Here is an 18,679-nt window from a genome sequence, read left to right on the forward strand (position 1 = left end):
GACCCACTTTTTACGCTTTTTTATCGATAGGTCAAGCCTTAATCTCACCTCCATCGAATCGCACCCTTTTTTGCCGATGGAGGCATCCCATGTCCCGTGTACTGATCATCGAAAGCAGCGCCCGCCAGCAGGATTCCGTTTCCCGTCAGCTGACCAAAGATTTCATCCAGCAATGGCAGGCTGCCCACCCGGCCGATCAGATCACTGTGCGCGACCTGGCAGTAAGCCCGGTACCCCACCTGGACGCGAACCTGCTGGGCGGCTGGATGAAACCCGAAGAACAGCGCAGCGCCGCCGAACTGGAGGCCCTGGCCCGTTCCAACGAGCTGACGGATGAATTGCTGGCTGCCGACGTGCTGGTGATGGCTGCGCCCATGTACAACTTCACCATCCCCAGCACCCTGAAAGCCTGGCTGGACCATGTGCTGCGTGCCGGCATCACCTTCAAATACACCCCGACCGGCCCGCAAGGCCTGCTGACCGGAAAGCGCGCCATCGTCCTGACTGCCCGCGGCGGCATCCATGCGGGTGCCAGCAGTGACCATCAGGAACCGTACCTGCGCCAGGTCATGGCTTTCATCGGCATCCACGATGTCGACTTCATCCATGCCGAAGGCCTGAACATGAGCGGCGAGTTCCACGAGAAGGGCGTCAACCAGGCCAAGGCCAAGCTGGCGGCGGTGGCCTGAGGCTTCACGAATTCCCAAACCTGACACCTGTTTTTGCTCCTTTGGGTGTACCTGCCCGGCTTGTATGGCCGGGCTTTTTTTATGCCTGGGGTTTTTAGGTCGCCAGTGCCGGCCTTTTCGCGGGTAAACCCGCTCCTACAAAGGCCATTGCAGATAACTGCGCGCAGGCGAGCCGTGAAGAGGCCGGTACAGCCCCTACATTCCTCATGGTTGAACTCATTCGCTGCAACCCGCTAAGGTCGCGGCCTTGATTCACGAGAGGCAACCATGGGCTACCTGATAATCGTCGCGCTGATCCAGGCGTTTTCCTTCAGCTTGATCGGCGAGTACCTGGCCGGGCACGTCGACAGCTATTTCGCAGTGCTCGCCAGGGTGCTGCTGGCCGGCCTGGTGTTCCTGCCGCTGACCCGCTGGCGCCAGGTCGAGCCACGCTTCATGCGTTCCATGCTGCTGATTGGCGCGCTGCAGTACGGCATCACCTATGTCTGCCTGTACCTGAGCTTCCGCGTGCTTACCGTACCGGAGGTGCTGCTGTTCACGATCCTCACGCCGCTACACGTGACCTTGATCGAAGATGCCCTGAACCGGCGCTTCAATGCTTGGGCGCTAGTGGCCGCGCTGGTCGCCGTGGCCGGTGCTGCCGTGATCCGCTTCGACAGCATCAGCGGCGAGTTTTTCATCGGCTTCCTGCTGCTGCAACTGGCCAACTTCACCTACGCTGCCGGCCAGGTGCTGTACCGTCACCTGGTCGCTCGCCACCCCAGCGACCTGCCACACTACGCGCGCTTTGGGTACTTTTACCTCGGCGCGTTGCTGGTGGTGCTGCCGGCTTTCTTGCTGTTCGGCAACACTCAGCACCTGCCGAGCACTGACGTGCAATGGCTGGTGCTGTTGTTCCTGGGGCTGTGTCCGACGGCGCTGGGGCTGTACTGGTGGAACAAAGGTGCATGCCTGGTTTCTGGCGGTACGCTGGCGGTGATGAACAACCTGCATGTGCCGGTGGGGCTGCTGCTGAACCTGTTGATCTGGAACCAGCACGAGCCGCTGGGGCGGCTGTTGATCGGCGGGGGGATCATCCTGGCGTCGGTGTGGCTGAGCCGCCTGGGTGGGCGCGCACAGGCGCCGCTGGCCGGCAAGGCCTGACTCGCCCTTTGATCCGGGGGCTGCAGGGCAGCCCCGGCAATCTCAAGCCTCACTCATATCTTCAATGCGACGCGGCATCGGCTCTGCCGCCGTGCGCCCGGCCAACCCCACGCGCATGTCATTGCCACTCGGCTGCTGATACAGGCTCAAGCCGAACTCCGGCAACACCGCCAGCAGGTAGTCGAAGATATCCCCCTGGATCCGTTCGTAATCCGCCCATACCGTGGTGGTGGTGAAGCAGTAGATCTCCAGTGGCACGCCTTCGGCGGTGGTCTGCATCTGCCGCACCATGCAGGTCATGTTCGGGTGCACGTTGGGATGGTTCTTCAGATAGGCCAGGGCAAACGCGCGGAAGGTGCCGATGTTGGTCAGCTTGCGGCGGTTGGCCGACAGGTCCGCCACCGGCCCCAGCGCCTCGTTCCAGTTTTGCAGTTCCTGGCGCTTGCCCGCCAGGTAGTCACTCAGTAGCTGCACCTGGCTCAGGCGCTGTTCTTCTTCGCGGGTGAGGAAGCGCACGCCGGCGGCGTCGATGAACAGGCTGCGCTTGATGCGCCGGCCACCGGACTGCTGCATGCCGCGGTAATTGCGGAATGACTCGCTCATCAGGCGCCAGGTGGGGATGGAAACGAGGGTCTTGTCGAAGTTCTGCACTTTCACCGTGTGCAAGGTGATGTCCACCACGTCGCCATCGGCGCCCACCTGCGGCATTTCGATCCAGTCCCCGACATGCAGCATGTCGTTGCTGGTCAGTTGCACGCTGGCGACGAATGACAGCAGGGTGTCCTTGTACACCAACAGCAATACCGCCGACATCGCACCCAGACCGGACAGCAGCAACAGCGGCGAGCGGTCGATCAGGGTGGCGACGATGATGATCGAGGCGAAGATCCACAACATCATCTTGGCCAGTTGCACGTAGCCCTTGATCGAGCGGGTGCGGGCGTGTTCGGTGCGGGCATAGATGTCGAGCAGGGCATCCAGCAGGCATGACAGCGCCATGGTCATGAACAACAGGGTAAAGGCCAGGGCGACATTGCCAAGGAAGTGCTGAGCGGTGTCGGACAGCTCAGGCACCAGCTTCAGGCCGAACTGCAGCACCAGGGACGGGGTCGTTTGTGCCAGGCGGTGGAACACCTTGTTGTGGCGCAGGTCGTCCAGCCACTTCAGTGCAGGCTGGCGGGCCAGCAGGCGCGCGCCGTGCAGTATCAGGAAGCGCGCCAGGCGGCCGACTGCCAGGGAGATGAGCAGCAGTACTGCCAGACCGATGGCAGCGTGCAGCATGGGATGTTGGTCGAGGGTGCCCCACAGGTCGAGGGAGTCACGCCAGATTCGTTGGATATCCATGGGCTTGCATACAGTCTTGTTGCGAAACGAAGCCGTATTAGAGCGCGGATAGCGACAAAGTTGCCAAAAGAAATTCGGCTAAGGCTGCAGAAAACGTTACCCTATGCAACTGAATTTCCCGCACTTGTCTGAGGTTACCTCCGTGTTCTCCCAATTCGCCCTGCATGAACGCCTGCTTAAAGCCGTGGCCGAGCTTAAATTTGTCGAGCCAACCCCGGTGCAGGCCGCGGCCATCCCCCTGGCCCTGCAAGGGCGGGATCTGCGTGTGACTGCGCAGACCGGCAGCGGCAAGACGGCGGCCTTCGTACTGCCACTGCTCAACCGTCTGGTCGACCTCAGCGGTCCGCGTGTCGAGATTCGCGCGTTGATCCTGCTGCCGACCCGTGAGCTGGCCCAGCAAACCCTCAAGCAGGTGCAGCTGTTCTCGCAGTTCACCTACATCAAGTCGGGCCTGGTGACTGGTGGCGAAGACTTCAAGGAACAGGCTGCCATGCTGCGCAAGGTGCCCGACGTGCTGATCGGCACCCCGGGTCGCCTGCTCGAGCAGCTCAATGCCGGCAACCTCGACCTGTCCCACGTGCAGGTCCTGATCCTGGACGAAGCCGACCGCATGCTCGACATGGGCTTTGCCGAAGACATGGAGCGCCTGTGCAAAGAGTGCGAGAACCGCGAGCAGACCTTGCTGTTCTCGGCTACCACCGGTGGCGCGGCCCTGCGCGACATCATCGGCAAGGTGCTGAAAGACCCTGAGCACCTGATGCTCAACAGTGTCTCGCAACTGGCTGAAGGCACCCGCCAGCAGATCATCACCGCCGACCACGACCAGCATAAAGAGCAGATCGCGCAGTGGTTGCTGGCCAACGAAACCTTCGACAAGGCGATCATCTTCACCAACACCCGCGCCATGGCCGACCGCATCTACGGTCACCTGGTGGCCAAGGACGTGAAGGCTTTCGTGCTGCATGGCGAAAAGGACCAGAAGGACCGCAAGCTGGCCATCGAGCGCTTCAAGCAGGGCAGCTCCAAAGTGCTGGTGGCGACCGACGTGGCAGCCCGTGGCCTGGATATCGACGGCCTGGACCTGGTGATCAACTTCGACATGCCACGCAGCGGTGACGAGTACGTCCACCGTGTGGGCCGTACCGGCCGTGCTGGTGGCGAAGGCCTGGCGATCTCGCTGATCACCCACAACGACTGGAACCTGATGTCGAGCATCGAGCGCTACCTCAAGCAGCAGTTCGAGCGCCGGGTCATCAAGGAAGTGAAGGGCACCTACAACGGGCCAAAGAAGGTCAAGGCCTCGGGCAAGGCGGCCGGCAGCAAGAAGAAAAAGGTCGAGAAGAAGACTGGCGACAAGAAAGCTGCCGCCAAGCGCAAGCCTACTGCCAAGCCGAAGGCCAACGCGCCTCTGGCCAGTGCTGACGGCCTGGCACCGCTGAAGAAGCGCAAGCCTGCTGCTGAATAAGACTCACGCAGGCCCTTTGCAGAAGCGACGCAAGTTCGCATCTGCGAAGGGCGTGCGCAGGCGACGAGCAATCACTCCGCCTTTTTCTCTGCCTGCTTCAACTCCTTGATCCGCTGGTCGATCAGCTGACACTTATCGGGCAAGTCCTTGCTCGCCGTCCCCAGATCCATCCCCTGAAGCTCATCATTGATCTCCTTGGCCTTTTGCGGGTTCTGCTCGGTCAACTGAGTAACCAGCCCGGCCAGCTCCTCACGTTTTTGCGTTGCTTCTTCAGGTGTGCAGGCCCAAGCGGGCAGGGCGCAAAGCAGGGCAGCGGCACAGGCTATGGGCAGTAGCGGTTTCATCCTTCCAACCTCCGGCGGTGGTGATGCCCGGTGGAGGGCTGTGGGGGCAGGGAAGTTCAGGGCTTGCGACCGATGGAAGATTTCTTTGGTGGCGGTAGTCCGTTTCTGAAACGCTCCCGTATCCCTCCAGCGCCGTTGAGCAGCACGCTACATCGCTCTAGTCTCGAAGGAAAAGAGGGGGTATTGTATGTACAGCTGTAAATACAGGTCGTCCCATGTTCTTTGAATGGGACGAAGGGAAAAACCAGAGCAATATCCGCAAGCACGGCATCGACTTTGCCGACGTTCCTGACATGTTCAACCATCCCATGCTGATCCGGCGTGATGAGGATGTGGAATGTGCTGAAGAACGTTGGGTCAGCCTAGGATGGCTAAAGGCGCTGATAGGTGTCGTCGTGTACACGGAGAGGCGGGGTGAGGTGATACGCATCATTTCTGCAAGAAAAGCCACCAAACGGGAGGCCAGGTACTATGACCAAATCATCGAGAACTGACTGGAGCCGCCTGGCCCGACAGGACGACAAGGATATCGACACATCAGATATCCCTGAACTGGACCAGGACTTTTTCCGCCAGGCCGAGCTGCGCGTTCCCGCCAAGCAGACGGTGACCATTCGACTGGACTCAGATGTCCTCGCCTGGTTCAAGGAGCAGGGCAGCGGCTACCAGACCCGCATCAATCAGTTGCTGCGCCAATACATGCAAGCGCAACAACGCCAGCGCTAAGCGCTTTGGAACGCTTGGCAACCTTGGCGGGTCCCAACCTGTGTACCCCTTTCGTCCACAGCAGGAGCCCGTAGCCATGAGCATCGCCTACGACTGGGACCTGATCGAACGCTTGCTGCACGAAGTGCAGAACGGCGCCGGTCACAGCTTCACGCCCCGCCCTTATGCCGAGCAGCATGCTGCTGCACTGGCCGCTAAGGGTGAGCCAGTGGGTGACGTGGATCACCTGAAAACCCGTGCATGCGAGTATGAAAAGCTGCTATTTGAGCGCGGATTCATTGAATGCCGGCCTGAAGAGGACGGCGGCAATGGCGAAAACTTCGTCCTGACCGAACGCGGCTCGCGCTTGATGAGCCTGATCGACAGCAGCATCCCCGGCTTCGAGCACCCGCGCCAGGTGCTGGATGAGCAGGAAGATGCGCTGGACGAAACGACGTTCGAACAGGTATCTGCGAAGGCACAGATTGCTTGAGGTCGTTTTAAGGCTGGCAAGTGCAGCGTTCAAAACCCGATAATCGGTAGCTTCTGAACGCTGCCGAGCCTTGCCCATGCCTACGACCACCCCAGAGGCCCGCTTATGAGCGCGGTCCGCAAGAACCCTGACGCCTTTGCCTTCCAGGTAATGCTGGGCCTTTGCCTGATCTGGGGCTGCCAGCAGGTACTGATCAAGACCGCCGCCGCAGACATTGCTCCGGTGATGCAGGCAGCACTGCGCAATGGCATTGCCGCTGTGCTGGTAGGCCTGATGCTGTGCTGGCGGGGTGGCTGGGAGCAGGTCGGCACCACCTGGCGCGCAGGGTTGGTGGCGGGCGGGCTGTTCGGGGTGGAGTTTCTGTTCATTGCCGAAGGGCTGAAACTGACCTCGGCGGCGCACATGTCGGTGTTCCTCTATACCGCGCCGGTATTTACCGCCTTGGGCCTGCATTTTCGTCTACCCAGTGAACGCTTGCGGCTGCTGCAGTGGCTGGGCATTCTGCTGGCCTTCGGCGGCATTGCCATGGCCTTTGCCGGTGGCACTTCGTTCGAGCACATGGACAGCCGCACCTTGCTGGGAGATGCCTTTGGCGTGATCGCCGGGCTGGCCTGGGGCGCGACCACGGTGGTGGTGCGTTGTTCACGGCTATCGGAGGCGCCGGCGACCTTGACCCTGTTCTATCAGCTGGCGGTCGGTTTTGCCGGGCTGCTGCTGATCGCCCTGCTCAGCGGGCAGATCAGCGCGGTGTCGCTGACGCCGCTGGCGATGGGCAGTGTATTGTTCCAGGGGATTGTGGTGTCGTTCATCAGCTACCTCACCTGGTTCTGGTTGCTGCGCAAATACCTGGCGTCGAACCTCGCGGTGTTTTCCTTCATTACCCCGTTGTTTGGGGTGACCTTTGGCGTTTTGCTGCTGGATGAGCCGCTCAGTGCGAATTTCGTGGTGGGCGCGTTGATGGTGTTGCTGGGTGTGATCCTGGTAAGTGCCGAGCCTTGGGTGAAACAACAATTGCGGCGGTTGGTAGGGTGATGTGTTGCCTCTACCGGCCCCTTCGCGGGCAAGCCGCGCCTGCACAGCCGTTGTAGGCGCGGGCTTGCCCGCGAAGGGGCCGGTACAGACTGCATCGCCTCAGGATGCAGCCTTGGCCTGACAGGCGCTTCCCTGCTGTGCGTTACCCGGCAACTGGACCAGTACGCCCGCCACCGCCAACCCGCCCGCCGCCAGCATCAATGCCGGTTGCAGCCCGCCACTGTAATGGCTGCTGAGCGCCGCCAGCAGCGGCCCACTCAACTGCCCCAAGGCAAAGCACGCGGTCAGCAGCCCGGCATTGCGCTGTGTGGCATGTGGCGCCAACTCGCGCGAGCGCTGCATGACCAGTTGCATGCAGGCCAGGAACGGCCCGCCACACAGCGCAACACCCAGCACCAGCCCGATACCCCCACCCATCAGGCAGGCCAGCACACCCAGCCCTTGCAACCACAGGGTGGTGGTCAACCAGGTCGAGGTGCGGCCACCACGGCGCACGCTCACCAGCAAAACGCCCAGCGCCGCCGCCAGGCCAAACGCCGGCCAGAACAGGTCAGCCAGCCACTGCCCGCGAAACTGCTGATTGGCCATCTGTGACAGAAAGGTGGCTGGCAGGATGTAGCCCATGCCATACAAGCCATACACCAACCCCAGGCGGCCAATGCCGACACTGCGCGTCGGGCCTTGTCGCACTGGCGGCTGAGCCGGTGCCGCTTGCAGTGCCCGTGGCAACCACGGCCGCACGGCCAGCAGCATCACCAAGGCAGCCACGGCATAGATCAGCCACAGTGCAGCCGAGCCCAACCCCTGCACATGCGCGGCCAGTGCCAGTAGCCCGGTCACGGCAATACCCAGGCCGGGTCCGGCGAAAACCAGCGCTCCCAGGCGCTGGCGGTTGTGGGCAGTGGCTACTTGCTGGCTGAGGCTGGTGATCATCACCAGCACCCAGGCGCTGGCTACGCCTGTGCCGAAGCGCAGCAGCAGGTGGCCCCAAAAGCCGTTGGCAGCCCAGGAGGCCAGGGTCAGCAGCACACACAGCCACAGCCCCCCGTGCAGGCGCAGCCGTACCTGGCCTGGCGAGCGGGCGAACATGGCGTCCACCGCACCCACGAAATAGCCCAGGTAATTGGCCGCCGCGACCAGCCCGGCGACTGTCAGGTCGAACTGGCCTTCGGCAATCAGTTGCGGCAGTTGCGGGGTGAGGGCGAAACGACCGATGCCCATGGCCATCATCAGCGCCACGGCGCTGGCGAGCAGTTGAATGAATGGCGACATGACAGGTCTCCTGCGCGGATATAAGTGATGGCTGGCAGGTTAGGGTGCTTTTATTTTCAATAAAATTGAATAATGATGATCAAGTTGTTCTGTTTTGGAGAATGCCGTGGAATTCAGCCAACTGCGTATCTTCCAGGCCGTGGCCGAGGAGGGCTCGGTTACCCGCGCCGCAGAGCGTCTGCACCGGGTGCCATCAAACCTTTCCACGCGCCTGCGCCAACTCGAGGAGCAACTGGGCGTCGAACTGTTCCTGCGCGAACGTCAGCGCCTGCAACTGTCGCCAGCAGGCAAGGTGCTGCTGGACTATGCCAACCGTATGTCCGCCTTGCGCGACGAAGCGCTGGGCGCCGTGCGTGGCGGTCAGCCGGCTGGGGACTTCGTGCTGGGGACCATGTACAGCACGGCGGCGACCCACTTGCCGGCGTTGCTGGCGCGCTATCACCAGGCTTACCCACAGGTGAACCTGCAAGTGCGTGCAGCACCCAGCGGCGAGTTGCTTGAAGGGCTGTTGAACCACTCCCTGGATGCTGCTCTTGTGGACGGGCCACCGAGCCTTGCCGGGTTGGATGGCGTGCCGCTGTGCGATGAGCAACTGGTACTGATCACCAGCCCCGAGCACCCGGCGGTCCTCACCGCCAAGGACGTGGCGGGCAAGGCGGTGTTCACCTTCCGCCAGGGCTGCTCGTACCGCATGCGCCTGGAGGCCTGGTATGCCCATGCCCATACGCCGATGGGGCGGGTGATGGAGATCGAGTCGTACCAGAGCATGCTGGCCTGTGTGATCGCGGGTGCGGGTGTGGCGATGATGGCCCAGTCGATGCTCGACAGCCTGCCTGGACGTGATCGGGTGAGGGTGCACCCGCTGCAGACACCTTTCGATCAGGCGGTCACCTGGCTGATGTGGCGCCAGGGTATGCGCGGGGCTAATCTGCAGGCATGGATTGACCTGCAACAAAGCGAAACGATTAACCAGTCGTCGGAATGCGCCGCCACGGCTTGATCCGAGTCAAAATCGCCCTTATCTGTAGGAACAGAGGCATGCGTAATACAGGACATAGGGCTATGATCTGTATGAAACATCGCAGGATTGATTTGCCGTGAGGCTGACCCGTCAAGGGGGCATTATGAATAAACCACTGTCAAACTGGCTCCACGACCTGGCCGTCGCCTTGGGGCTGATTCCACCACCCTTGCAGCCGGTGCCGATCCCGACTGATGAAGAGCAGCGCAAACGTCAACCGCGTCGGCGCTGATTAACGACAAAGGCCGCTTCACCCGAGTGGGTGCAGCGGCCTTTTTGTGTCTGCTGATTGTCTATTGCCTGTACCGGCCCTTTCGCGGGCAAGCCCGCTCCTACAAGCGAAAGGGCCGGTACAGCAGTCAGGCCAGCTTCACCGCCGCCACCGACTTGCGCGACACCAGGCTCACGCCCACAAAGCTCACCAGCCCTACTGCCAGGCTGTAGTAGATCGGCGTATTGGCCTCCAGCCCGTCCAGGAACATGAACAGCAGGGCGGTGGCAAAGCCCAGCGACATGCTGGCAATCGCGCCTGCAGTGGTCGCACGCTTCCAGAAGATCGCCCCGATCAGCGGGATCAGCATGCCGCCGACCAGCAGGTTATAAGCCAGGGTCAGGGCGTTGATTACATCATTCACCACCAGCGCGATACCCAGCACCACCAGGCCGGTGAGCAGGGTGAACAGGCGGCTGGTTCCCAGGCTCGACTGCTTGCCGCCACGCAGCTTGGGCAGCAGGTCTTCGGTCACGGTGGTCGAGGCAGCCAGCAGACCGGCGCTGGCGGTGGACATCATGGCCGCCAGGGCTGCAGCCATCAGCAGGCCACGGATGCCATCGGGCAGGGTGGTCTTGATCATCTCGGCAAAAGCGTTGTTCGGGTTGGCCAGGTCGGGCATCAGCACATGCGCAGCCATGCCGATCGCAGCGCAGGCCAGGCCATACAGCACGCAATACACACCAGCGGCGGTACCGGCACGCTGACAGACCTTTTCGTCACGGGCGGTGAACACCCGCTGCCAGATGTCCTGGCCGATGAGGATGCCGAAGAAGTAGATCAGGAAGTAAGTGATGATGGTGTCCCAGCCAATGGTAGTCAGCTGGAAGCTGGCCGCTGGCAATTTGGCCACCAGGGTGTCCCAGCCACCGGCCTTGTACAGGCACACTGGCAGCAGGATGAACATCAGGCCGACGGTCTTGATCACGAACTGGACGATATCGGTCAGGGTCAGCGACCACATGCCGCCGATGGTCGAGTACAGCACTACCACGCCGCCGCCGAGCATCAGAGAAGCCCAGAACGGCAGGTCCAGCAGCACCTGCAGGACGGTGGCCATGGCCAGGGTCGAGGTGACCCCGATCATCAGCGCGTAAGCCAGCATGATGACGGCGCTGGCCTGGCGTGCGGTGGGGTTGTAGCGCTGTTCCAGTACCTGGGTCACGGTGAAGATGCGCAGGCGCAGCAGCGGTTTGGCGAGGAACAGGTTGATGGCGATGATGCCCAGGCCCAGGGCTGCGCACAGCCAGAAGCCGGAAATGCCGTGGACGTAGCCCAGGCGCACGGTGCCGACGGTGGAAGCGCCACCGAGTACGGTGGTGGCCATGGTGCCCATGTACAGCACCGGGCCGAGGTTGCGCCCGGCTACCAGGTAGTCTTCATGGGTTTTCGCGCGGCGCATGCCATACCAGCCAAGCCCGAGCATGCCGGCGGTGTAGATCATTACAACAATGATGTCCAAGGCCATTGGGGGTCTCCCGATTATCTTTATTATGGCGAGATCGACCGCGCGGGCGTTTGCACGGCGCCGGGCGGTCTTTTCTTGTGTTGGCGGGCCTCAGTGGCCCTCCCTCATGGCTCCTGCCGGGGTAGAGCGGTATTAGCGACGCACCACGCCCGGTAGCACGCAGAGCATCTCGAACAGCAGGTTGGCACCGAGCAGCGAGGTGTTGCCGGTGGTGTCGTAAGGCGGGGAGACTTCGACAAGGTCACAGCCGATCAGGTCCAGGCCGTGGCAGCCGCGAATGATCTCCATCGCCTGGATGGTGGTCAAGCCGCCGATCTCCGGGGTTCCGGTGCCGGGTGCCCAGGCCGGGTCGATGCCATCGATGTCGAAAGACAGGTAAACCGGGCCACCGCCGACTTTTTCCCGCACTTCGGCCATCAGTGGCTCCAGTGACTTGTGCCAGCACTCTTCGGCCTGGACCACGCGGAAGCCCTGGCGACGGCTCCAGTTGAAGTCATCGGCGGTGTAGCCCTGGGCGCGCAGGCCGATCTGCACCACGCGGTCACAGTCGAGCAGGCCTTCTTCCACGGCGCGGCGGAAGGTGGTGCCGTGGGCGATCTTCTCGCCGAACATGTGGTCGTTGACGTCGGCGTGGGCATCGATGTGTACCAGGCCGATCTTGCCGTGTTTCTTGTGCAGCGCACGCAGGATCGGCAGGGTGATGGTGTGATCGCCCCCCAGGGTCATGGGAATGACGTTGTGCTCGACGATCTCGTCATACGCTTCTTCGATGATGCGCACGGCGTCCAGCAGATTGAAGGTGTTGATTGCCACATCGCCGATATCGGCGACCGACAGCGAGTCGAACGGGGCGGCACCGGTCGCCATGTTGTACGGGCGGATCATCACCGATTCGGCGCGGATCTGCCGCGGGCCGAAGCGGGTGCCGGAGCGTAGCGAGGTACCGATATCCAGCGGTACGCCAATGAAGGCAGCATCCAGGCCTTCGGCGCTTTGCAGGTGGGGGAGGCGGAGCATGGTGGCGATGCCGCCGAAACGCGGCATTTCGTTGCCGCCCAGTGGTTGGTGGAGAGTCTTGTCCACGGTGGGCCTCATCAGTCGGTCGATTGTTGTGTTTGTTCGAACCTGTGCCGCCGCGCGCCATTCACGTGTGGTTTGCCGGCGGGCAGGGACATTTCGGCCAAGTCTGCTCAAGGGAGTACCGGGGAAGAATCGCTACCGACAAATACTTAGTTCAGGATTTTCTGAACTAAAGGCGGGTAGAGCAGTTAGACTGCGCGCACATACCCTTGTGGAACCGTTGCACCATGGCCTCGACCTTGCCCGACCTGAAACTGCTGCGCATCTTCATCAGCGTGGTGCGCCACCAGGGCTTTGCCAACGCCCAGCGCGAGCTGAACCTGTCGACCTCGGCCATCAGTACCTACATGAGCCAGCTGGAGGGCGCGTTGGGTATCGTGTTGTGCCACCGGGGTCGGGGTGGCTTCAGCCTGACCAGCAAGGGCGAGCTGTTCCATCAGGAAACCCTGCGCCTGCTGGCCGAGCTGGACGGTTTCGAGCAGTATGCCGCCGCCCTCAAGGGCGAACTGCGTGGCACCCTCAACCTTGGCGTGATCGACTCCACGGTCGGTGACCGCGCCTTGCCGCTGGCCGAAGCCATCGGTGCCTACAGCCAGGAGCACCCGGCGGTGCACCTGCACCTGTCGGTGTCCAGCCCCTACGAGCTGCAACTGGGTGTGCAGGACAACCGGCTGGACCTGGCCATCGGCGCGTTTTCTTCGCGGATGAGCGGCCTGCTCTACCAGCCGTTGTACCGCGAACAGCACTGGCTGTACTGCAGCAGCCGCCACCCGTTGTATGCCGAGCGGCGCATTCCCGAACAGGTGGTGACCCAACAACGCATGGTCGGCCGTGGTTATTGGAGCCAGGCCGAACTGGCCCGGCATGGCTTCAAGCACAGTGCGGCGACGGTTGAAAGCATGGAGGCGCAGCTGATCCTGATCCTTTCCGGGGCCTATATCGGCTACTTGCCTGAACACTACGCCCAGGCCTGGGTCGACAAAGGTGACTTGCGTGTACTGTCGCCGTCGACCTTTGGTTACCAGGCCCCGTTCTCGCTGATCATTCGCCGCGGGCGCAGCCGCGAACCGCTGATCCAGACCTTCCGTGACCTGCTGAAAAGCCAGCTCAACGTGGGCTGAGATGCGACGCATTCATGCATTCCGTCGGGAGCGGGTTAAATTCCGGTAAACGCTGGCCGCTAACCTGATAGCGCTCTGCTACATATCAACTTGCGCTGATGATTTCCCCTTATTTCATCCTGCAAGGATCGCCCAAGATGCGCATGAATTTGCCCGTCACTGAGCACGAAAGAACCTTCCCCGGCGATCAACGCCTTATTTCCACGACTGACCTCGGCAGCCGAATCACCTACTGCAACGACGCCTTTGTGGCAATCAGCGGCTTTACCTATGACGAGCTGGTCGGCCAACCGCACAACCTGGTGCGCCACCCGGACATGCCGCCTGCGGTGTTTGGCCACATGTGGGAGACCATCAAGCAGGGCAAACCCTGGATGGGCATCGTCAAGAACCGGGCGAAGAACGGCGATTACTATTGGGTAAGCGCCTATGTCACGGCGATATACGAACAAGGCCGGATCAGTGGCTACGAGTCGGTGCGCTCGGTGCCCACGCGCGAGCAGATCCGCCGTGCCGAGGCACTGTATGCGCGTTTGCGTGATGGTCGCGGCCCAGTGCCGTGGGCTGCTCGCCTGGGGCACGGCCTGGGACATGGCTGGCCACTGATCGGCGCAGGCCTGCTGTCGGCGGCGGGTTACCTTTGGTTGCCCCCCTATGCGGCGCTCGCGGTGCTGATGGCAAGTCTGCTGCTGGCTTGGTACTGGGTCGAGCACCGGCAGAACCAGGCCATTCGCCGCACGTTGGCTGAGCATCCCAAGGCCTTTACCAGTCCGTTGGTGGCGCTGACCTACAGCGACAACCCAGGCCTGCAGGGCCAGCTCGACCTGGCCATCATCAGCGAAGAAGCCCGCCTGCAAACGGCCCTGACCCGGCTGGTGGATGCCGGTGTCGGGGTAAAGTCGCGGGCGGCGCAGTCTTCCGACCTGTCCGATGCCCAGGCGCAGATGCTCGACCGGCAGCGCAGCGAGACCGACCAGTCCGCCACGGCGATCGCGCAGATGGCGGCAACCATCCAGCAGGTCACCCACAACGTGCAGAGCACGGCACACGCGGCAGGTGATGCCGACCAACTGGCGCAGCAGGGCAGCGAGCTGGCCCTGAAGAGCCTGCAAGCCATGGGCAGCATGAGCGACGCGGTCAATGACATTGGTCAGGCGGTCAACGCCTTGGCCGAGCAGACCCAGTCGATTGGCAGCGTGGTCGACGTGATCACTTCGATTGCCGAGCAGACCAACCTGCTGGCGCTTAACGCCGCCATTGAAGCGGCGCGCGCCGGTGAGCAAGGGCGGGGGTTCGCCGTGGTGGCTGATGAGGTGCGGTCATTGGCGCAGCGTACCCGCGCGTCGACCGAAGAGATCCACCATATCATTGCCTCGTTGAGGGCCGGGGCGGAGCGAGCGGTGAGCACTGCCAGCCGGGGCGAGCAGATTTCCCGGGACAGTGTGCACAGTGTCGAGGCGGTGCAGGCGGCACTGAGCGGGATTGCCCTGGCGGTCAGCCGCATCACTGGCATGAGCCAGCAGATGGCCACGGCATCGGAGCAACAGAGCCATGTGGCTGAAGACATCAACCAGCAGATCGTGAGAATTGCCCAGCTGTGCGACCAGAGTGCCGGGCAAGCCAGGCAAGGCGCGGAAATCAGCCAGGACCTCGAGCGCATGGCGGAGTACCTGCATAGCCTGGCGGAAAGGTTCAACCGTTGATATCGCGGGGCCCGCAAAGCGGGCCCCGGTTATGTGGCAAACTGTCCCCGCCAAGGAGACCGCCATGCCCAGACCCCGCTGCGAGCGCTGCCAGCGCCCGCTCGACCATTGCCTATGCCCACTGATCCCCGCGCTCGACAGCCGCACCCGTGTGATCCTGCTGCAGCACCCCAGTGAAACTGCCCATGCCCTGAACACGGCGCGCCTGGCTGCCCTTGGCCTGAACAATGCCGAGTTGCGGATTGGAGAGGTGTTCGATGACCTGCATGACTTGCTCGCCACCCCCGGATACCACCCGGTGCTGCTGTTCCCGGGTGATGACGCCCAGGTGCTCACAGCTTATGGCGAGGCGGGCGACAAACCTTTGCTGCTCATCGTACCCGACGGTACCTGGCGCAAGGCGCGCAAGCTGCTGTACCTGAACCCGTTGCTGGGGGGGCTGCCACGGGTGACGCTGGGGCAGGTGGTCGCTTCACGCTATCGGTTGCGCAAAGCGCCGGAGGCGGGTGCATTGTCGACGATCGAGGCGGTGGTCGGGGCATTGAACACGCTGGAGCAACCGGCCTGTTTCGATGCACTGCTGGCGCCGTTCGAGGCGTTGATCGAGGGGCAGATCAGGGCCATGGGCGTAGAGACTTTTCAGCGTAATCATGGCCGCGAATGAGGGTTGGGGGCTGCTTTGCAGCCCATTCGCAGCACAAAGCAGCCCCGCTACCTAAAACCCGCTCAACGCATCTCAGGCAGACGCGCCTCGGTGCGGACTTCGGTGGTCGCCAGCGCCTCTGGTGGCAACGAAATATGCTGTTTGCTCAGCAATTCACCCATGGTCGCCAGTACGCGGTAGCGCGAGAACTCTTCGGTATAACGCACCTCGGTGTAGCGACGGTCTGCGTTGTACAGCTCGTTCTCACTGTCGAGGACGTCCAGCAGGGTGCGCTGGCCCAGGCCGAACTGGTCCTGGTAGGCCGCGCGCACACGTTTGGTGGTCTCGGCGTATTCGCGCGCGGTTGGCAGCTGCTTGCTGGCGTTGTTCATGGCGTTCCACGCCAGGCTCAGGTTTTCGGTCAACTCACGCAGGGCGTTGTTGCGAATGTCCAGTGCCTGGTTGATCTTGTGCGCGTCGGACTGCAGGCGAGCCTTGTCGCTGCCACCGCGGAACAGGTTGTAGTTCATCTCCACGCCAGCTTGCCAGTCGTTGTTATTGTGGCCTTTCTCGCCGCCGGTGTTGTTGTTGGCACCGGTTGCCAGAATGGCGTCGAAGCGCGGGTAGAAGGTCGACTTGCCCACTTCGTACTGCCGCTCGGCGGCGTTGACGTCAGCCTGGGCAGACTTGATGTACGGGTTGTTCTGGCGCATGCCGTCGCGGGCTTCGTCGAGGGTGCCTGGCACCTCGCCCCTGATGCTCTGCGGGCTTTCCAGCTCGTCCGGGGCGCGACCGATCACGCTGAAGAAGTTGGCCTCGGCATCGGCCAGGTCGACTTCGGCGGTGTCCAGGTTGTTTTCCGCCAGGGCGCGACGGGCGCGGGACTGGTCGAGGTCGGCAGTGCTGCCGACGCCGCGCTCGTTGCGCAGGCCAATCTGGTCGTTGACGCGCAGGTGAGCTTGCAGGTTGTTCTTGGCCAGCGTCACCAGTTCACGGCGTTTGAGCACTTCCAGGTAGACCTCGACTGCACGCAGGGCGACATCCTGGGCAACGGCCTGGGTGTAATAGGCGCGGGAGGTAGAGACCGCCTCGGTGCGGCCCACTTCATTCGCGGTGTTGAAGCCGTCGAAGATCATCTGCCGCAGGCGCAGTTCGGACTGGGTGTAGTTGAGGGTTTCCTTGTTGTGATTACCCGCTGCACGGGTCGTGGCGTTGTCCGAGCGCTGGCGGCCATAACCGGCAACCAGGTCCACGGAAGGGTAGTAGCCACCACGCGCGAACTTCACGTCTTCATCGGCCGACAGCTTGCTGTTACGGTTGGAGCTGACTTGTGGGTGGTAGTCCACGGCGCTTTGGACAGCCTCGGTAATCGACATCGCCTGTACGTTGGCACTCGCCAGGGCCAACAGTAAAGCACTGGTGATGGGGTTCAAAACGCGCATGGTACATCTCCCTGATCCTGGAATTGATCCTGCTGTTCGCCAAAAAAATGACGATAAACGTATCGCGTATAGTGTTGCAGGTTTTTAACAACACAGCTAAGTACATTCAACGCGATAGATAAGAAGATTTATTCATATCAAATTGCCATATAAGATCGTTGTTGTCTAATAAGTGTGTATTCAAGGGCACGGAACGAAGGCGGGAAATGCCTTGAAAACCCATGGATACAAGGTCTACACGCGGTTCCAGAACTAATTCGGATAAAGAAGGTGTTGATTAGGCGAAAGCGATATTTGGCGACAAAATATTGTCACTTTGGCTTGTGCAGGGTTTTCAGCCTGAGCAGGTACAGGGTAACCAGTACGGCACTGGTCAGCATGAAGGTACGTGCCCAGAACAGCGGGACCAGGTAGCACGACAGGCCAATGCTGGCCCACATCAGGCCGATGGCGTAGACCTTGCCCTTGAGGGGGATGCCTTCACCACTGAGGTAGTCACGGATCCATGGTCCCAGCTTGGGATGATGGACCAGCCAGTGGTGAAAGCGCGGCGAGCTGCGGGCAAAGCAGGCCGCCGCCAAAAGCAGGAATGGGGTGGTGGGCAAGACCGGCAGGAATATCCCCAGCACCCCCAGCGCGACGCTGAGCCAGCCAGTGGCCAGCAGCAGGTAGCGCACAGGTTGCTCAGTGGTGGCGTGGCTTGAGCAGCGCCGGTTTTTCGTCAGGGGCGTGCAGCAGCAGGAACAGTGCGCTCAGTGCCTCAGGGATCTGCACGATCATGTCATCCTGCAGGTTGGCGTTGCTGGCGATATCGGCGAACTCTGGCTGTTCGTCAAACAACCCCGAACCCACCATGATCGGCAGCAGCATTTCGCTGACTTCTTCCTCGGCGTTTTCGAACCACGCCTCTTCCCGCAGGAACACGCCTTCCATGAAGCCGATGCACCAGCCGCGCAGGTCGGAATCGTCCGGCTCATCGGTCAGGTCGAGCTCGCAGGGCAGGTCGAATTCTTCGTCGCTGGCCAGCTGGCGGGCAATGTGCGCCTTGAGCGCCACCAGGGTGGCCTCGATCTCGGTGCGCTGGGCTTCGCTGGCGTAGTGCGGCTCCTCGGCGAACAGGGCGTCGATCCACTCGCGCTCGGGCACGTCCTCGGCGTTGATCGAAAGAGCGGTGAGGTAGCCGTGTGCGGCGACATAGTCCAGCGCTTCTTCGTGCAGCTCGTCGGCGTCGAGGAAGGCTTGCAGGCGGGTCAGTTGCTCGGCGAAGGACATTACAGGGCTACCTTGGGGAATAAACGATAACGAATTCTAGCACCTTGCAGCGGCAGCGGGGCAAAGGGAACGTCTATCGCCGCGGTGCATGTGCAGCGCGGTGCTGCGGTATACTCCGCGATTTTTCATCCAGGGGCAGGTTTTAACGGCTGCCTGGCAAAAACCGCTTAC

Annotated in this window: 20 protein-coding genes; 12 read left to right on the forward strand and 8 right to left on the reverse strand. The window is 61.9% G+C overall.

All coding sequences use genetic code 11. The features are described from left to right. Positions 1-89: 89 nt before the first annotated feature. Positions 90-689 (forward strand): FMN-dependent NADH-azoreductase, encoded by a 600-nt coding sequence (locus ACK59Z_RS05905; RefSeq protein ID WP_003254608.1) that lies wholly within the window; start codon positions 90-92, stop codon positions 687-689. 267 nt (positions 690-956) lie between these two features. Next, positions 957-1,832, forward strand: a complete 876-nt coding sequence (locus tag ACK59Z_RS05910) for a carboxylate/amino acid/amine transporter (RefSeq protein ID WP_064614958.1) — start codon at positions 957-959, stop codon at positions 1,830-1,832. Between the two features lie 42 nt (positions 1,833-1,874). On the opposite strand, the gene ACK59Z_RS05915 is transcribed toward ACK59Z_RS05910, so the two are convergent. Then, positions 1,875-3,176: a mechanosensitive ion channel family protein gene (locus ACK59Z_RS05915; RefSeq protein WP_017148155.1), complete on the reverse strand. Its 1,302-nt coding sequence runs from the start codon at positions 3,174-3,176 to the stop codon at positions 1,875-1,877. A 103-nt stretch (positions 3,177-3,279) separates the two neighbouring features. On the opposite strand from ACK59Z_RS05915, the gene ACK59Z_RS05920 reads away from it, so the two are divergent. Next, the gene (locus ACK59Z_RS05920; RefSeq protein ID WP_012051553.1) at positions 3,280-4,641 is read left to right on the forward strand and encodes a DEAD/DEAH box helicase; all 1,362 of its coding nucleotides are present in this window, start codon (positions 3,280-3,282) and stop codon (positions 4,639-4,641) included. A gap of 71 nt (positions 4,642-4,712) precedes the next feature. Here ACK59Z_RS05920 and ACK59Z_RS05925 read toward each other — a convergent pair whose 3' ends face one another. After that, positions 4,713-4,985: a hypothetical protein gene (locus ACK59Z_RS05925; RefSeq protein WP_003254599.1), complete on the reverse strand. Its 273-nt coding sequence runs from the start codon at positions 4,983-4,985 to the stop codon at positions 4,713-4,715. 215 nt (positions 4,986-5,200) lie between these two features. On the opposite strand from ACK59Z_RS05925, the gene ACK59Z_RS05930 reads away from it, so the two are divergent. From ACK59Z_RS05930 to ACK59Z_RS05945, 4 genes are all read left to right on the forward strand, one after another. Then, positions 5,201-5,479 carry a BrnT family toxin gene (locus tag ACK59Z_RS05930; RefSeq protein ID WP_010955211.1) on the forward strand — a complete coding sequence of 93 codons (279 nt, stop codon included), beginning with the start codon at positions 5,201-5,203 and terminating at the stop codon, positions 5,477-5,479. Beyond that, the gene (locus ACK59Z_RS05935) at positions 5,457-5,711 is read left to right on the forward strand and encodes a BrnA antitoxin family protein (RefSeq protein ID WP_004576871.1); all 255 of its coding nucleotides are present in this window, start codon (positions 5,457-5,459) and stop codon (positions 5,709-5,711) included. Before ACK59Z_RS05930 ends, ACK59Z_RS05935 begins: the two co-directional genes overlap by 23 nt. A gap of 76 nt (positions 5,712-5,787) precedes the next feature. Beyond that, positions 5,788-6,183: a hypothetical protein gene (locus ACK59Z_RS05940; RefSeq protein WP_003254595.1), complete on the forward strand. Its 396-nt coding sequence runs from the start codon at positions 5,788-5,790 to the stop codon at positions 6,181-6,183. Positions 6,184-6,288: 105 nt separating this feature from the next. Beyond that, positions 6,289-7,215, forward strand: a complete 927-nt coding sequence (locus tag ACK59Z_RS05945) for a DMT family transporter (RefSeq protein ID WP_003254593.1) — start codon at positions 6,289-6,291, stop codon at positions 7,213-7,215. Positions 7,216-7,314: 99 nt separating this feature from the next. Here the strand turns inward: ACK59Z_RS05945 and ACK59Z_RS05950 are convergent, their stop codons facing one another. After that, positions 7,315-8,487, reverse strand: a complete 1,173-nt coding sequence (locus tag ACK59Z_RS05950) for an MFS transporter (protein WP_409292617.1) — start codon at positions 8,485-8,487, stop codon at positions 7,315-7,317. Positions 8,488-8,593: 106 nt separating this feature from the next. Between ACK59Z_RS05950 and ptrR the strand changes: the two genes are divergently transcribed. Both ptrR and ACK59Z_RS05960 read left to right on the forward strand, forming a co-directional pair. Beyond that, positions 8,594-9,487, forward strand: coding sequence for a putrescine utilization regulator PtrR (gene ptrR, locus ACK59Z_RS05955; protein ID WP_409292618.1), 894 nt, complete (start codon positions 8,594-8,596; stop codon positions 9,485-9,487). A 124-nt stretch (positions 9,488-9,611) separates the two neighbouring features. Continuing rightward, positions 9,612-9,740, forward strand: a complete 129-nt coding sequence (locus tag ACK59Z_RS05960) for a PA1414 family protein (RefSeq protein WP_009683677.1) — start codon at positions 9,612-9,614, stop codon at positions 9,738-9,740. Between the two features lie 127 nt (positions 9,741-9,867). Here ACK59Z_RS05960 and ACK59Z_RS05965 read toward each other — a convergent pair whose 3' ends face one another. Next, positions 9,868-11,247, reverse strand: coding sequence for a sodium:solute symporter (locus ACK59Z_RS05965; protein ID WP_020191244.1), 1,380 nt, complete (start codon positions 11,245-11,247; stop codon positions 9,868-9,870). 132 nt (positions 11,248-11,379) lie between these two features. Beyond that, positions 11,380-12,330, reverse strand: a complete 951-nt coding sequence (gene speB / locus ACK59Z_RS05970; RefSeq protein WP_003254586.1) for an agmatinase — start codon at positions 12,328-12,330, stop codon at positions 11,380-11,382. Between the two features lie 224 nt (positions 12,331-12,554). Here speB and ACK59Z_RS05975 point away from each other — a divergent pair, with 224 nt between their 5' ends. The 3 genes from ACK59Z_RS05975 to ACK59Z_RS05985 all read left to right on the forward strand — a co-directional run bounded on the left by ACK59Z_RS05975 (position 12,555) and on the right by ACK59Z_RS05985 (position 15,815). Further along, complete coding sequence (locus ACK59Z_RS05975; RefSeq protein WP_003254585.1) at positions 12,555-13,448, forward strand: LysR family transcriptional regulator; 894 nt, start codon at positions 12,555-12,557, stop codon at positions 13,446-13,448. 137 nt (positions 13,449-13,585) lie between these two features. After that, positions 13,586-15,151: a PAS domain-containing methyl-accepting chemotaxis protein gene (locus tag ACK59Z_RS05980; protein ID WP_070096451.1), complete on the forward strand. Its 1,566-nt coding sequence runs from the start codon at positions 13,586-13,588 to the stop codon at positions 15,149-15,151. 64 nt (positions 15,152-15,215) lie between these two features. Beyond that, positions 15,216-15,815, forward strand: coding sequence for a tRNA-uridine aminocarboxypropyltransferase (locus ACK59Z_RS05985; RefSeq protein ID WP_108192209.1), 600 nt, complete (start codon positions 15,216-15,218; stop codon positions 15,813-15,815). Between the two features lie 62 nt (positions 15,816-15,877). Here ACK59Z_RS05985 and ACK59Z_RS05990 read toward each other — a convergent pair whose 3' ends face one another. The 3 genes from ACK59Z_RS05990 to ACK59Z_RS06000 form a co-directional block, all read right to left on the reverse strand. Next, positions 15,878-17,236: a TolC family outer membrane protein gene (locus tag ACK59Z_RS05990; RefSeq protein ID WP_019750698.1), complete on the reverse strand. Its 1,359-nt coding sequence runs from the start codon at positions 17,234-17,236 to the stop codon at positions 15,878-15,880. 311 nt (positions 17,237-17,547) lie between these two features. Then, entirely contained in the window at positions 17,548-17,913 is a 366-nt protein-coding gene (locus tag ACK59Z_RS05995) for a YbaN family protein (protein WP_003254578.1), read from the reverse strand. A 7-nt stretch (positions 17,914-17,920) separates the two neighbouring features. After that, complete coding sequence (locus ACK59Z_RS06000) at positions 17,921-18,508, reverse strand: YecA family protein (RefSeq protein WP_003254577.1); 588 nt, start codon at positions 18,506-18,508, stop codon at positions 17,921-17,923. Positions 18,509-18,679: the final 171 nt, after the last annotated feature.

The sequence above is a fragment of the Pseudomonas sp. KCJK9058 genome (assembly GCF_046230975.1).
GTDB lineage: Bacteria > Pseudomonadota > Gammaproteobacteria > Pseudomonadales > Pseudomonadaceae > Aquipseudomonas > Aquipseudomonas alloputida.